The sequence below is a fragment of the Streptomyces sp. NPDC050610 genome (assembly GCF_040654875.1).
Taxonomy (GTDB): domain Bacteria; phylum Actinomycetota; class Actinomycetes; order Streptomycetales; family Streptomycetaceae; genus Streptomyces.
Genome location: NZ_JBFAIV010000024.1, coordinates 1 through 14,014 on the forward strand (window position 1 = coordinate 1; position 14,014 = coordinate 14,014).

The following is a 14,014-nucleotide window of genomic DNA, read 5'->3' on the forward strand; positions in this document are numbered from 1 at the left end:
GCTCGGCCGAAGTACCCACCGGCGCAGGCAAGTTCCGCGCCGATGCCCTGGTGAAGAGGGTGCCGAAGCGGGCCTGGCAGAAGCTCTCGGCCGGACGCGGCGCGAAGGGGCAGCAGTTCTACGACTGGGCCGTCATCGACCTCGCCGAGCCGGCCCCGGGCCGCCACCAGCTGCTGATCCGCCGCAACCGCACCACCGGGGAACTCGCCTACTACCGCTGCCGCTCCACCACGCCGACATCCCTGGCCACTCTGATCAAGGTCGCAGGTTCCAGATGGCGGGTGGAGGAGCCCTTCCAAATGGAGAAGGGACTGACCGGGCTGGATGAACACCAGGTCCGCCGCTACCCCTCCTGGGCCCGCTGGGTCACCCTCGCGATGCTGACCCACGCCTTCCTCGCCGTCGTCCGCGCCGACGAACACGCACATCGACCCACGCCGGACGACCTGATCCCGCTGTCCTGCAACGAGATCTGCCGCCTGTTCATCACGCTCGTCGTCCGGCCCGTCCGCGACGCGGCCCACCGGCTCGCCTGGTCCGACTGGCGCCGCCGTCACCATGCCCCGGCCCGCTACACTCCAGCCGCCCAGCCAAACCCACAGGTCAGACAGCGAAATCCTGCTGGAGTACTAACGAGGTGCCAGCCGCACCGCAACGCAGTAAGACGGACAGGAGCCGTCGTCGTTTCGTGCTCGCAGCGGTCGGCGGCGCGTGCTCCGGGGCTGCCCGCGCGATTGCAACCTGGCTCCTGTCCCAGCTCTCCTCCCGAGAATGACCGGCTTGAGCGCGAGTCGTGTGGCGCTCCGGGGGTCAGATGACGAACCGGGCCGCCCGCTCGCGGAGCTCCTGAGCCTCCGGGACGCCGCCGTACCGGCGCAGGCGGACACGCATGTCCTGAAGGGCGGCCTGCACCTTCACCGAGCGGATGCCGTCGGCGCAGTTGAGGAAGTCGCGCCAGGTGGCCATGGCGCCGTCGACGTCGCCTTGGCGTAGGCGGACGCCGCCTAGGTCGGCGAGGACGATGGCGCGGGTGCGGCGGCGGTCGAGGCCGTGGATGTCGAGGGCGAGGTGGAGGTGTTCCTCGGCGGCGTCGAGGTCGCCGAGGCGGGAGAGGATTATGGCGGATTCGTGGGCCCAGCGGCCGGGGGAGTAGTGGGCGGCCCAGGAGTCGCCGCCCGCAGCGGCCGGCTTGCCGATGGCCGCCTCGGACATCGCCAGGTGCTTGGTGGCCATGCGGCGGTCGTCGTCCTGGGCGGCGGCGTTGGCGAGGGTGGCTTCGTAGTAGGCCACGGCGCGCGGGTTGTCGAGGTGGCGGCCGTAGTCCACGCAGGCTTCGCCGAGCTGGACGGCTTCGGCGCGATGGCCGAGGTCGACACACTGCACGGCGAGGCCGCGGAGAGCCGTCGCAGACAGCTCCGGATCACCGGCCTCCGCCGCCAGACGGAAGGAGTGGGCGTAGTAGCGCTGGGCGAGGCCGCGCAACTCTGGGGTGTCGCCCTCGTCCTGCGCCATCCAGCCGGCGAGGTGGACGAGCTGGGAGGCGGCGGCGAACAGGTCGCGGCCGGTGGCTTCGGTGAAGTGGCCCTCCAGCCAGGGGGCGACGTCTTGGGCGAGGTAGCGGACGGCCAGGTGGCGAGCGTGCCCGCCACCGAGTTCGGAGGCGGAGTCGCCGAGGGCTTTGACCATGTGCCGTACGGCGGCCACCTCGCCCTGGCCGACGCGGACCGCTCCGGGAAGGGCGGTCTTGGTTCGGCGGGTGATGCTGTCCATGTCGGGCAGGCCAAGTGCGGACAGCGCGTATCCGCTGGAGGCGAGGACGAACTCCCGGCGTTCCACGTCGCTCCTTCCCAGGTGCAGGACTGATGCAACGGTATCTGTGTGGGGTGCCGCAGGCGTGGGCTCCGGGAGGTTGATCGCCTCGGGATCCAGTGCCAGCACCTGGGCGATGTAGGGCCACCAGTGGCCGGGGGTTCGTTCGCCTTCTATCCACCGCCGGGCGTGCTGGCGCTGCAGGCGGCGCGGGTCACCGCATTCGGCGAGGCCGAGGGCACGCGCCAACTCCGAGGGGCCCCAGCCGCGTTCTTGGCAGGCCCGCTTGATGAGTTCCGCGACGACCGGGTTCCTCGGCACCCCGTCACCCTCCCCACCTGGATTACGCGGGATTACGCAGGACTACATCCTGGGCCCTGTCCCGGGAGCACGGCCCGTCGTTCACTGAACATCACTCCGCAGACCTCCAAATGGTTCGAACAGGCCCTGTTCAGAGTCTGTTGGCGCCTGCCCGGACACGTTGAGAGGAACCGACGGTGGCGATGCCCACTGACAACGCACGGACCCGCACGATCCCGCTGTCGCGCCAGCCCAATGCGGCACAAGGCCCCGCCGTCCGAGAGGCGGTCCGATGAGCCGTTCCTACGTACCCGACCCGCTGGAGACTGCCCTGAGCTGGGTGTGAGCCCTCGGCACGGCTGCCGGGCTCGCCGTGGTCGGACTTCTGGCCCACGCCGAGCGCCCCTCCGCACAGGCCCCGTTGGCGCAGGCGACGCTCAGCGCCGAGGACGTTCCGTTGGCCGACGGCCCCGCATAGGCACTCCGGCCCGTCCTTGCCTCTCAACCCGGGGGCGAGGCCGGAGCCCCATCGAGTTCTCGCCGCGGGGCGTTCACGGCGCCTTGCAGGCGTACCCGCTCCGCATCACCAATGAAGGGAAGCCGATGTCCAGTCCGTACAACAGCGACACGTATCCCCTCCCCGTGTCGGTCGCGTTCAGCGGCCCCGACAACACGGGGAAGACCAAGCAGATCGGAATCCTCGCCCGGCGCATGGGCCGGGCCGCGACCTCCGCGGGCTCGCTCGACCACTACGACCCCCGTTGGGCCGCCATCAAGGCCGGCGGCATGGCCCGCTGGTGGTTCGAGACCGGTCCGGTCGAGGAGGTCGCCGACATCCTCGCCACCTCCTACCTGGAACGCTCCCGGCACCCCTTCTCCGCGCCGGTGCGCCTGCTGGACCGGGGCATCCCGATGCTGGAGGCGTCCGTCGCCGCGACGGTCGCCGTACGGGAGGATCTGGGCGCCGAGCAGGCCGCGGACCGGGCCCGACTTCTGCTGACCACGTATGAGACCGACCTGCGTGCCGCTGAGGAGGGCGAGCACGCCCTCGTCCTTCTGCACTGCGACGACCCTGAGGAAGGCACCCGCCGGAGCCTGGCCCACGAGGCGACGGTCACTGGGATCTATGCGGCGTACCAGCGCCACCTCCACGAGCAGATCAACCGGCTCGTCGACGACGGTCGCTTCCCGATGTCCATCCGCATCGCCGACCGGCCGACCATCGCCGTCCAGGACGAGGTTCGCCGGCTCCTGGCGCCCCTGCACCCGAATGTTCCCGGGAAGGCTCTGGCAGGAGTGCATGTCATCGCGTTGGGCGGCATGTCGGAGAGCGGCAAGAGCACGGCCGGCGAGTACCTGCGCACCCAGCACGGCCACGCGCGCCTCAAGATCGGGTACCTCATCGAGGACGCGGCTGGCCGGGCGGGGATTCACGATCCATACCGGCTGGGATCGGTCGTGCAGGCTGAGTTGATCGTGGATGCGCTGGACCGCTTCTGCCAGGCCCACCACTTCCTCGACTCCGTCAGCATCGAGTCGCTGCACGACTTCGACTCGACCGCCGAACTCGCCCGGATGCTCGGCCCTCAGCTCACCGTCGCCTACCTGAACGCCTCTGAGGCCACGCGCACCCGGCGGGGCACCGCCGACGCCCAGGACGTCGCCGACCGCGACCTCATCAAAAGGGAACGAGGCGCGGACAAGATCGTCTCGATCGCCCATGAGGTCATCGGCAACGACGGGCCGCGCCTGGAGCTGGAGCGGCGGTTGGACCGCATCGCGCTCGATCGCCGCTGGCCGGAGCACCAGCCCTCCACCATGCCGGTCAACGCGCTTGGACTCCCCGTAAACCTGGAGTCCTACCTGGCCGAATTTCTCGACCGCACCACCGGCCTGCGCCCGTTGATCGATCTGCTGGCCGTCACCGGCAGCGGCGCCCGGGGCAAGTACCAGCACGGCTGGAGCGACCTCGATGTCCTTGTCGTGGCCGACACCTCCTCCCTCGACGAGATGCGCCAGATCCTCGCGGATCTGGAGACCGAACTCGGCGGGGTCAAGCTGGGCATGACCGTACTGACTCGCGCCGAGTGCCGGGCCGGCGCCATCACCTCTCGGCTCCTTCACGTTCTCGCTCTCATCGGCAGCGGGTCGCTGGTCCCTTTGTGGTCCGCCCCCGGTCTGGCTCTGCCCGCTCCGGACGCGGCCACCGACGTCGTTGTAAGCCTGCGCGACGGCATCCAGGCCGCCATCGAGATCCGCCGCCAGTTCCTCAAGGGAAGCCCCGACCTGCGCGCCCTCTACAAGGTCACCGCGCTGCTCGCGAAGATTCAGCTCCGCTTCAGTGGGATCGAGTGCCCCTCCGACAGCGACGCCCTCACCGTCCTCCTCGACGCCACACGGCAGGACACGAGCCTGGTCACCATCGCCCGCACCGAGCCGCTCGCTGCCGAAGCGCTCGCACTCCTCGTTCTCCAGGCTTGGCTGGACACCCTCCCCGGGGAGACGCGGTGAGCGCGAACGTTCGACGCTCCAGGGCAACAACGGGTGTCTTTCACAAGCCGGTGGCGACCCGGGAGCGGGCCGAAGCCGAGGCGAAGGGATGGGCACGGCTCGCCTCCCGCATCGCGGTTCCGGCCTTTCACGGGCAGATCGCGTTACCGGACAGACAGCTCCTCGCCTACGAGGACGTCTTCGCCACCACCCGGTGCGAGCTGCTGATGGGCGACGTGATCGCCCTCGCCGACCGCGATCCGGCCGTCCAGCCCCGCCTGGACCGTCTCGTGGGCGGCGTCTGCGCAGATCTGCGGGCAGCGGCCAAGGAGACCGGGAAGAGCGTGCCGCTGGCCGAGTGCGTCCCGGACCTCTATCTCGACCGCATCTGCCCCGGTAGCCGACTGGATCGCTGGTACCTACGTTGTGGCCTGCCGCTCGCCCTGCCCCACACCGATACGACCCTCACCCTCCGGGAGCTGGCAGACTTCACTCTCACCGCTAACGGCAGGCAACTGACGGTGAATGTCGCCGATACCATCGACAGCCTCCGTCACGCCCTGGCTCCCGACAGCCGCCGACTCGCCGGCCTGACTCAGGGCGATCCCACAGAACCCAACATCGCCGACCCGCTGTGCTGGCTCGACTTCGAGTTCGCCGGGCGCAACACCGTCGCGGGCGAGGCTGCCAACCTGCTCTGGTACCTGATGGCTCTAGGCGGCTGGCTCGTCCCCCACTACCAACCCGACGTGTACTCCCGTACCCTCCGCCTCGCCCTGCCGCCCCTGGCCCGCCCGCGCGTCGAGCACCTGGAGCTGCACCGGAGCAGTCGCCACATTGATGTCCGGTACTCCTGGAACACCGGCCCCGGCCGCACTGCGGCCATCTCCAGCGCCTTGGACGGCCTTCGCAGGGAGAACGGCATCGGCCTGGAGGAGATCCGCGCGTTCCTCGCCCTGCGCATCCTTGGCGTCATTCCGCCCTCTCGGCTGACCGGGCACGACCTCCTGCTCGTCCTGATCAAACTCGCCGAGAGCCAGGACCCGCACACGACGCTCGACACCTTCTTCACCACCACACCGGCCCTTCACCCCCCACCCCGGCGAACGGAGCAGCAATGTCCCTGCCCCTGCTTGAGATTCCTCTCCAGACCCGGCCGCTCCAGGGCCGTACCGCCCTCGTCACTGGCGGCGCCACCGGCATCGGCGCCGAGATCGGACGGGCGCTCGCCACCGCCGGAGCGACCGTCGCGGTCAACCACCTTGGCCAGGATCCCGACGCCCACGTCCTCCTCACCGCCTTCGAACGCGCGGGCAGCCCCGGGATCGCGGTGAACGCCGACCTGACAGACCCGGGCTCCGTCCAGACCATGGCCGACCTCGTCGGCGCTGAAATCGGCCCCGTCGACATCCTGGTGAACAACGCCGGCTCTTACCCCCGCGTCGCCTGGCAGGACACCGACGAGACCGCTTGGAACTACTCCCTAGACGTGAACCTCACCGCTCACTACCGCACCTGCCACGTGCTCACCCCCGGCATGATCGAACGCCGCTGGGGCCGGATCGTGAACATCGGCAGTGTCAACGCCCGCGCCGGCCGGACGAACCTCGTCGCGTACAGCACCGCGAAGGCAGGGGTGCTGGGACTGACCCGCTCCCTCGCCCGCGAACTGGGCCCGTACGGGATCTGCGTCAACACGGTCATGCCCGGGGCCATCCAGGTCGAGGCCGAGAACACCCTCCCCGCCCAGCACCGTGCGCGGCCGGAGGACCAGATCAAGCGCCAGTGCGTCCCGCGCCGTGGTCGGCCCGAGGACGTCGCGGGCCTGGTGGCGTTTCTCGTGGGCCCCTCCGCCTCGTTCATCACGGGGCAGTCCGTCCACGTCGACGGCGGCTGGCTGCTGCACTGAGACCACCAACAAGCAAGGAGACAAACCGAAATGATGGAACGAGTCCGCGCCGTCCTCGTCACCGCAGACGACACGATGCTGGTCATCCGCCGCACCCGGCCCAGACTCCCCGAATACTGGGTCCTGCCCGGCGGCGGCGTCGAAACCAGCGACGAGTCCCGGGAGGCGGCCCTCCACCGGGAGATCCACGAGGAGATCGCAGGGAAGGCCGACATCATCCGCCTCCTCCACACGATGGAGTCCGACGATGAGAGGCAGCTCTTCTACCTCGCCCGCATCGCGACTTGGTCCTTCGATGACCGCACTGGTCCCGAGTTCAGCGCCGCAGGCCGCGGCGAGTACGCGCTGGAGGAGATTCCGCTGACCCTGGAGGGGCTCGACGACATCGACCTCAAGCCCGAGGAGATCGCCCACGTCCTACGGGGGGCCATCAATGCGGGAAGTCTCGGAGTCGAGGCATCGCTCTGAGCCTTCGAGTACGTCAGCACGCCATCAGTGCCGACTCTGAGGTGAGCCGACCCTGATGGCGTCCGTACGCTCTACTGGCTCAACGTCGGCTTGATGCCGCAAAATCTGGGCGCAGTAACGGGAAACGAGCCGCGCCCGCGTCTCCTCGGGGCGAGCGGCGCTGCTATTGGACCAGCCGGAGCACCGGCTTCTGTTCCTGAACGTCCAGCAGGTTCTGCACTCTCTCGCTTGTCCATGCCAGCTCATGAGTCAGTCGGGAAACCGATAGGCCCGCTTCCCTGGCAGCCAGCTCGAAGGCTTGCCCAAGCAGCGAAGGACGTTCACCGGGGAAGTTCGAGACGGATTCCGCGGTGAAGCCCGGCTGACCGTCGAGAGCGCGTAGACGCTGATACGTCCGGCTGGCAGTCGCGTCGGAGATCAGCCCCAGCTCGCGGCATCGGTAGACGAGCGAGTGGAGGGAGACTCCCCAGACTCCCCTGAGCTCGGCCAGGCGTGCAAGATCCATTCGCCGCGGCAGGAACGGCAGGATGCTGTCCTGGGGGGTCAGGAACTCGGCGGCGAAGGCATCAGCCTGCTTCTCCTGACGGCTGTCACCGGTGGCATCGGCGTGGAGCACAAGGTGGCCCAGCTCATGGGCGGCCGTGAACCGGTGCCGGTAGATGTCGTCGGCCCGGGCGGCGGTCAGAACGACGAGTGGCCGTGCTGCCCGAGTGGAAAAGGCGTCCACGCTCGCGGCGGAGGGATCACCGGCAGGCGGCATGACCACCACGATCCCGTGGGACTCCATCCGCCTCACCAGATGCGTGACAGGGCCGTCGCCGAGACCCCAGCGCCTGCGAAGCTCGCGGGCAGCGGATACAGGGTCGGTGGACAGCTCTTCGCCGGGATGGACCTCCCCACCGGCGAAGCCGGGCAGATCGACGAGGGGCAACTGGACCCGCTGTTCCAGCGCGTACGTAAGCTCCCAGACCTGCTCGGCGAACGCGAGCGCACGTTCCCGCTGGGACTTCGGCGTGCTGCGCAGGCTTCGGAAATGCGCCATGGAAGCGTCGAGCCGATTAGCCGGCCTCCCCAGCAGGAAGAACGTCACCGGAACCCCGAGGACCTCTGCGAGCCGGGGGATCAAGTCAGGTCGTGGCTTCGACACTCCTGTCTCATACTGCCCCACGGCGGCAGGCGTCACCCCGAGCCCGGCCGCCACGTCTTTCTTCGTCATCTCCGCCAGACGACGAGCTTGCGTCACCCGGGTGGGATCGAAGGCGTCGTAGACGGCGCGCGGCGTTGCGCCTCGTTCTTCCGTACCGGGAATGAGGTCATGCTTAATGGGTCGCATCGTCTTCGCTGCTCTGGTCCTCAATGGGTTCTGCCTCGGTCTGCACGGGTACGTGCAGGGCCTGGTCCGAGGCGGCACGAGAGGACAGCGTAAGGGTGGGTTCGGTTCCTTCGGCGAAGCTGGTGTGTGCCGTGACCTGGTTCGGAATGCTGATCGGGCGCAGTGTGTACGTGGTGACTTCCTGAGGCAGGTGAAGCGGCTCGGGATCGGTGGCCCACTCCAGTTGCCGGTTCAGCCCGAGTGCTGCGATGCCCCAGTGCGCCTCAAGGAGTTCGGAGGCGTTGCAGGCGAAGGGAACCAGGACCAACTGGGTGCCCTGCGGGACCGTGGCCAGAGCGCCGCGCGGTTCGGCGATCGGGACGGCCGGCCCGAAGTCGAGGTCGAACGGGTCCTGGATGTGCTTCGGCGTCGGCGCGAACGTGAAGAGCTCCTGCATCAGCCGGGACTGGCTGGGGATGCGTGCGCTACGTACGTCTGACTTGGTCTTGGAGTACCGGAACGGGTAGAGCAACCCGTTGCCGATAAGCATCAGCTCGTACGAGAAGCCGAACGGCTTGACCGCACGGGCGCCAGGGACCTTTTTGAGTTCGTCCTGAAGCCGTTCGTACTGGTTCTCGTACCGGCTGATGCCGTAGACGCGAGTGGTGCGGGAGGCGGCTTGTTCCTGTGCGGCCTGTGCGTTGGCCTGCATGTTGCGAAGGCCCTGCCCGACGCGGCGGCGGGCATCTGTTGCATGCTCGCCGAACACGTCGGTCGTCCACGACGACGAAGGCATACTCATGCGGACGACTCCTCGGGTCGGACTACGCATTGAAGCATTCCAGTGCGGCTCTGACTTTAGTTGATGTCGGAGATTTTGCATAACTGCTTTGGTGGTCGGCGTGTCTTTTGCCCATCTGTCACCAGCGCGGCCTCTAGGAGGCCGTGGCGCGTGGGGGAGTTCCTGGGCTGTTGGTCATTGATCCTGGTCTGTGCGCCCTGCCCCGGGAGCCGCCTGTGTTGGTCGGGCGGTAGGCGGCCGACCGGGGTGCCGGGGCACTGCTGGTGGTGTAGGCGGTCAGGTCGGCCAGGCGGTGGAGGCGCCAGGTGGGGACTTCGCTGAGGCCGGTGGCGGTGGCGGTGGCGGTTTCCCGTCGGGCGGTGGGCTTGTGGCCGACGGCTTCGGTCCGCGCGAGGGTGGCGGCGAGAGCCGGCCAGCCGGGCTCCGCGAGAATCTGTTCGGCCAGATCGGGAAGGGCCCGGCGCAGGGTGTTCTCCTGCCGGCGGCGCAGAGTCTCAGCCAGCCGTGCCCCGCGCTGCCGAAGCGTGGTCAGGGGCTCGGTGGCCGCGGCCTGGTAGGCGGTGCGGAGGTGCGTGATGGTCTGGCGGGCGGCTTCGGCCTGCTGGCGGTGTTCCCGGGGGCGATGCTTGGGTTCGGACGGTCCTCGCAACACTCACGATTGTGGGAGTTGCGAGGACCGTGGGTCTTGAGCGGGCTGGTTTTGGCTGGGCTTCAGGTGTCTTCAAGCTGGGGCGGGCTATGGCGTCATGGATTACGTGGGTCGGTGACCCGGTAGCCGTTCCATAGGGGGCCGCCCGCGGTGTCGAGGATCTCGCCCGCTAAGCGGCGAGTCGTGTGGGTGCGTGGCGAGTCTGGGCCAGGCGCTCGGTCAAATCCGGGTCTTGGTCCCGTAGTTCGCGGAGCATCCACTTTCCGGCGCCTTGCCAGTGCCGCCCGGCCAGCAGCGCCAGTTGGGCGGTCCTGGTCAGGACCCGGCAGCTGATGAAGGCGATCTCGTCCGGGTCCTCGGCTCCGGCCAGGTCGTCGATCTGGTCCGTGAGTTCGTAACGGTGGGCTTCCAGTTCGGCCGGGCTCGCGGCGGCCGGGCCTTCAGTCAACTGGCGTCGCCTCTCGGTCTGGAGGCGTCGGCCGAGTGCGCCGCGCTCGCTCACCACCGTTCCCTCGGCGATCAGTCGTGGAATCCCCGGCCAGCGGCGGGCTGGATTGTCGTCGCAGTAGGCGGCCAGCGTCCGCTCGTCGTGGACCAGTACCTCCACCGGCTGCCCCGCCCAGTGCAACGACTGGCGATAAGGGCTCTCCCTCGGTCCAGTCACCACGACCATGTCGAGGTCGGACATCGGGGTCGTCGTGCGGTGAGAACGCTGTCGCCCGCGATCACGGCGAGCGCGTCGGGGAAGGCGTGTTGGGCGTATCCGCAGGCGGCGGCAACAGGATCCATGCGCGCCAAGTGCCCTTTCGGTTCAGGTCGTGCCGGTCCCGCGTGGCCGGGCCTGCCATAGCTTGAACGCCGGCGGCAGCGGCCGCAAGTGTCCAGGGCGCCCGGTCCGTTCGCCCCGGCCCGCAGCGGTCGAGGCTTCTTTGGTCCAGACCTATTGACTGGTTGTCATGCTCACTCTAGGTTCAGGCCGTCAGTCGTGGCCGGAAAGGAGCACGTCATGATCGGTCGAATGGCTCGGATGGTGCGTCTGCTGGGGGCCGGTCTCGCCTTGGCGCTGGTGTCGCAGGTGCCGGCCGCCGCGGCGGCGGGCGGAGGCGCGGGTCCGCGGGAGGACACGTGTGCGGTGAAGTCGAAGCCCGCGGGCAAGGTGCTCCAGGGGTACTGGGAGAACTGGGACGGGGCGGCCAACGGGGTGCACCCGCCGTTCGGTTGGACGCCGATCAATGATCCCCGCATCCAGCAGCACGGCTACAACGTCATCAACGCGGCCTTCCCGGTCATCCGCTCCGACGGCACCGTGCTGTGGGAGGACGGGATGGACGCGACGGTGAAGGTCTCGACCCCGGCCGAGATGTGTTCGGCCAAGGCGGCGGGACAGACGATCCTGATGTCCATCGGCGGGGCGGCGGCCGGCATCGACCTCAACTCCAGCTCGGTGGCGGACCGGTTCGTCGAGACGATCGTGCCGATCCTGAAGAAGTACAACTTCGACGGCATCGACATCGACCTGGAGACCGGGCTCACCGGCGGCGGCAGCATCAAGCAGCTCTCCGCCTCGCAGTCGAACCTCATCCGCATCATCGACGGCGTGCTCGCCAAGATGCCGGCCAACTTCGGGCTGACCATGGCCCCGGAGACGGCCTACGTCACCGGCGGCAGCGTCACCTACGGCTCGATCTGGGGCGCGTACCTGCCCATCGTGAAGAAGTACGCGGACAACGGCCGCCTCTGGTGGCTGAACATGCAGTACTACAACGGCAGCATGTACGGCTGCTCCGGAGACTCGTACCAGGCCGGAACCGTCCAGGGCTTCACCGCTCAGACGGACTGCCTGAACAAGGGCCTCGTCGTCCAGGGCACCACCATCAAGGTGCCGTACGACAAGCAGGCCCCGGGCCTGCCCGCGCAGCCCGGCGCCGGGGGCGGCTACATGTCGACCGGCCTCGTGTCGCAGGCGTGGAACAAGTACGGCGGCGCACTCAAGGGCCTCATGACCTGGTCCCTCAACTGGGACGGCTCGCGCAGCTGGAGCTTCGGCAACAACGTCAAGGCACTGCAAGGGCGTTGACGGATCGCGGACACCGCGCCCCTGAGCCCGTCGCCGAACGACTCAGGGGCGTTCGCGTGTCCTGTGCCTCAGACCGTGCCCGGCGCCTTGCGGGTCGTCACGCTGAACCGGTTCCAGACGTTGATGGTGGCGATCAGGGCGATGACCTGGGCCAGCTCCTCCTCGTCGAAGTGGGCCGCGGCCCGCTCGTACACCGCGTCCGGCACGAAGCCGTCGGTCAGGACGGTCACCGCCTCGGTGAGCGCGAGCGCGGCCTGCTCCTTCTCGGTGTAGTAGCCCGTGGCCTCCTCCCAGGCGTTCAGGAGGTAGACGCGCTCCTCCGTCTCGCCGGCCTTGCGGGCCTCCTTGATGTGCATGTCCAGGCAGAACGCGCAGTGGTTGAGCTGCGAGGCGCGGATCTTGACCAGTTCCGCGATGACCGGGTCGACGCCCTTGCGGGCGGCGGCGTCGAGGGCGATGACCGCCTTGTAGGTGGCGGCCGGCATGGCCTCGGTCAGGTTGAGGCGGGGTGCGTGGCTGTGGCTGTTCTCGTTCGTCGTCATGGGTACGACGCTACGGCCTGACTGGTCCGGCGGTATGGTCCATTTCCATGGCGGAATCGTGGGCCACTTTCGGCCGGGACCTGCACCTCGACCTGACCGGCCCGGGCGGCGTGCGCGCCGCCCTCACCCGCGCCCTGCGCGACGCCGTACGCACCGGCAGGCTGGCCCCCGGCACCCGGCTGCCGTCCTCCCGCTCCCTCGCCGCCGACCTCGCCCTGGCCCGCAACACCGTCGCCGACGCCTACGGCGACCTCGTCGCCGAGGGCTGGCTCACCGCCCGCCAGGGCTCCGGCACCCGCGTCGCGCACCGTACCGTGCCGCGCCCCGGCGCCGTCCGCGCCGCACCGCCGGACCGGGACCGCCGCCCCGCCTACGACCTGCGCGTCGGCACCGCCGACGTGTCCGCCTTCCCCCGCGCCGCCTGGCTCGCCGCCGGCCGCCGCGCGATCTCCGCCGCGCCGAACGACGCCTTCGGCTACGGGGACCCGTGCGGCCACCCCGCGCTGCGTGCCGCGCTCGCCGACTACCTGGCCCGGGCCCGGGGCGTACGGACCGACCCGGCGCGCATCGTGGTGTGCGCGGGCTTCATGCAGGGGCTGGCGGTGCTGGGCCGGGTGCTGCGGGCGCGCGGGGTGCGGGAGGCGGGCGTCGAGTCGTACGGGCTCTGGCTCCACCGCGACACACTGCGCCGGGCCGGGCTGCGGACCGTACCGCTGACGGTGGACGAACACGGGGCGCGCACGGAGGAGCTGGCCGCGCACAAGGGCGTACGGGCCGCCCTGCTCACCCCCGCACACCAGTACCCGACCGGCGTGTCGCTGCACCCCGACCGGCGCGCGGCCGTCGTCGATTGGGCGTCGCGCACGGGCGCGGTGATCATGGAGGACGACTACGACGGCGAGTTCCGCTACGACCGGCAGCCGGTGGGAGCCCTCCAAGGGCTCGACCCCGAACACGTCGTCTACTTCGGCACCGCCAGCAAGAGCCTGGCGCCCGCCCTGCGGCTGGCGTGGATGGCGCTGCCGGCCCACCTGGTGGACGAGGTCGCCGAGGTCAAGGGCGCGGGGGAGTGGGGGACGGGCGCCCTCGAACAGCTCACCCTCGCGGAGTTCATCGCCTCCGGCGCGTACGACCGCCACGTACGCGCGATGCGGCTGCGCTACCGCCGCCGCCGGGACCGGCTCGTCACCGCGCTGGCCGACCACGCGCCGCACATCAGGGCCACCGGCATCGCCGCCGGCCTGCACGCGGTGCTCGAACTCCCGCCCGGCACCGAGAAGTCCGCCATCCAGGCCGCGGCCTGGCAGGGCCTGGCCGTCGAAGGGCTGGATCGTTTCCGCTACCGCCCGCCGCACACCCCGCCGCACACTCCGCCGAGTGCTCCCGCCGACGGCCCGGACGCGCTGGTCGTCGCCTACGGAACCCCGTCCGAGCACGCCTTTCCGGGCGTGCTGGAAGCGCTGCTGCGGTCATTGCCGGGGCCGGTCTAGCAGAGAAGCCGCTCAGGCCGCCGGGCAGCTCGCCGCTGTGGGCGGGGGTTTGTGCCCATCCGGTTGGCGGCCGGGGAGCCGCCGCGGCGGCGAGCAGGGGCGAGCGCGCGCCCGTGCGGTCGCCCCGAGCGGGGGGGACGTCGACCAGTGGGTGTCGGTTCGGTCG

The 14,014-nt window shown here is 69.6% G+C and carries 11 protein-coding genes and 1 pseudogene; 6 read left to right on the forward strand and 6 right to left on the reverse strand.

Annotated features, from left to right (window positions below; all coding sequences use genetic code 11):
- A pseudogene (locus AB0I22_RS26450) lies at positions 1-572 on the forward strand (IS701 family transposase); the annotation flags it as partial.
- A 238-nt stretch (positions 573-810) separates the two neighbouring features.
- Here the strand turns inward: AB0I22_RS26450 and AB0I22_RS26455 are convergent.
- Entirely contained in the window at positions 811-2,130 is a 1,320-nt protein-coding gene (locus tag AB0I22_RS26455) for a tetratricopeptide repeat protein (RefSeq protein ID WP_363133401.1), read from the reverse strand.
- Between the two features lie 582 nt (positions 2,131-2,712).
- On the opposite strand from AB0I22_RS26455, the gene AB0I22_RS26460 reads away from it, so the two are divergent.
- From AB0I22_RS26460 to AB0I22_RS26470, 3 genes are all read left to right on the forward strand, one after another.
- Positions 2,713-4,620: a nucleotidyltransferase domain-containing protein gene (locus tag AB0I22_RS26460; protein WP_363133402.1), complete on the forward strand. Its 1,908-nt coding sequence runs from the start codon at positions 2,713-2,715 to the stop codon at positions 4,618-4,620.
- 1,096 nt (positions 4,621-5,716) lie between these two features.
- A complete protein-coding gene (locus AB0I22_RS26465; RefSeq protein ID WP_363133403.1) occupies positions 5,717-6,508 on the forward strand; it encodes an SDR family NAD(P)-dependent oxidoreductase in 792 nt (263 codons plus the stop codon).
- A 30-nt stretch (positions 6,509-6,538) separates the two neighbouring features.
- The gene (locus AB0I22_RS26470; RefSeq protein ID WP_363133404.1) at positions 6,539-6,976 is read left to right on the forward strand and encodes an NUDIX domain-containing protein; all 438 of its coding nucleotides are present in this window, start codon (positions 6,539-6,541) and stop codon (positions 6,974-6,976) included.
- Between the two features lie 163 nt (positions 6,977-7,139).
- Here the strand turns inward: AB0I22_RS26470 and AB0I22_RS26475 are convergent, their stop codons facing one another.
- The 4 genes from AB0I22_RS26475 to AB0I22_RS26490 form a co-directional block, all read right to left on the reverse strand.
- The gene (locus AB0I22_RS26475) at positions 7,140-8,309 is read right to left on the reverse strand and encodes an XRE family transcriptional regulator (protein WP_363133405.1); all 1,170 of its coding nucleotides are present in this window, start codon (positions 8,307-8,309) and stop codon (positions 7,140-7,142) included.
- Positions 8,296-9,057, reverse strand: coding sequence for a hypothetical protein (locus tag AB0I22_RS26480; protein WP_363133406.1), 762 nt, complete (start codon positions 9,055-9,057; stop codon positions 8,296-8,298). The genes AB0I22_RS26475 and AB0I22_RS26480 overlap by 14 nt, the downstream gene beginning before the upstream one ends.
- A gap of 166 nt (positions 9,058-9,223) precedes the next feature.
- Complete coding sequence (locus AB0I22_RS26485; RefSeq protein ID WP_363133407.1) at positions 9,224-9,739, reverse strand: relaxase; 516 nt, start codon at positions 9,737-9,739, stop codon at positions 9,224-9,226.
- Between the two features lie 169 nt (positions 9,740-9,908).
- A complete protein-coding gene (locus tag AB0I22_RS26490; RefSeq protein WP_363133408.1) occupies positions 9,909-10,427 on the reverse strand; it encodes a hypothetical protein in 519 nt (172 codons plus the stop codon).
- Between the two features lie 330 nt (positions 10,428-10,757).
- Between AB0I22_RS26490 and AB0I22_RS26495 the strand changes: the two genes are divergently transcribed.
- Entirely contained in the window at positions 10,758-11,816 is a 1,059-nt protein-coding gene (locus AB0I22_RS26495) for a chitinase (protein ID WP_363133523.1), read from the forward strand.
- Between the two features lie 68 nt (positions 11,817-11,884).
- On the opposite strand, the gene AB0I22_RS26500 is transcribed toward AB0I22_RS26495, so the two are convergent.
- Positions 11,885-12,358: a carboxymuconolactone decarboxylase family protein gene (locus AB0I22_RS26500; protein WP_363133409.1), complete on the reverse strand. Its 474-nt coding sequence runs from the start codon at positions 12,356-12,358 to the stop codon at positions 11,885-11,887.
- A 47-nt stretch (positions 12,359-12,405) separates the two neighbouring features.
- On the opposite strand from AB0I22_RS26500, the gene AB0I22_RS26505 reads away from it, so the two are divergent.
- Complete coding sequence (locus AB0I22_RS26505; protein WP_363133410.1) at positions 12,406-13,848, forward strand: PLP-dependent aminotransferase family protein; 1,443 nt, start codon at positions 12,406-12,408, stop codon at positions 13,846-13,848.
- Positions 13,849-14,014 lie beyond the last annotated feature (166 nt).

What these genes read in the sequence shown, in the direction of transcription:
- AB0I22_RS26460 (WP_363133402.1), top strand. Translation starts at nt 2,713, where the DNA reads ATGTCCAGTCCGTACAACAGCGACACGTATCCCCTCCCCGTGTCGGTC.
- AB0I22_RS26465 (WP_363133403.1), top strand. Translation starts at nt 5,717, where the DNA reads ATGTCCCTGCCCCTGCTTGAGATTCCTCTCCAGACCCGGCCGCTCCAG.
- AB0I22_RS26470 (WP_363133404.1), top strand. Translation starts at nt 6,539, where the DNA reads ATGATGGAACGAGTCCGCGCCGTCCTCGTCACCGCAGACGACACGATG.
- AB0I22_RS26475 (WP_363133405.1), bottom strand. Translation starts at nt 8,309, where the DNA reads ATGCGACCCATTAAGCATGACCTCATTCCCGGTACGGAAGAACGAGGC.
- AB0I22_RS26490 (WP_363133408.1), bottom strand. Translation starts at nt 10,427, where the DNA reads ATGTCCGACCTCGACATGGTCGTGGTGACTGGACCGAGGGAGAGCCCT.
- AB0I22_RS26495 (WP_363133523.1), top strand. Translation starts at nt 10,758, where the DNA reads ATGGCTCGGATGGTGCGTCTGCTGGGGGCCGGTCTCGCCTTGGCGCTG.
- AB0I22_RS26500 (WP_363133409.1), bottom strand. Translation starts at nt 12,358, where the DNA reads ATGACGACGAACGAGAACAGCCACAGCCACGCACCCCGCCTCAACCTG.
- AB0I22_RS26505 (WP_363133410.1), top strand. Translation starts at nt 12,406, where the DNA reads ATGGCGGAATCGTGGGCCACTTTCGGCCGGGACCTGCACCTCGACCTG.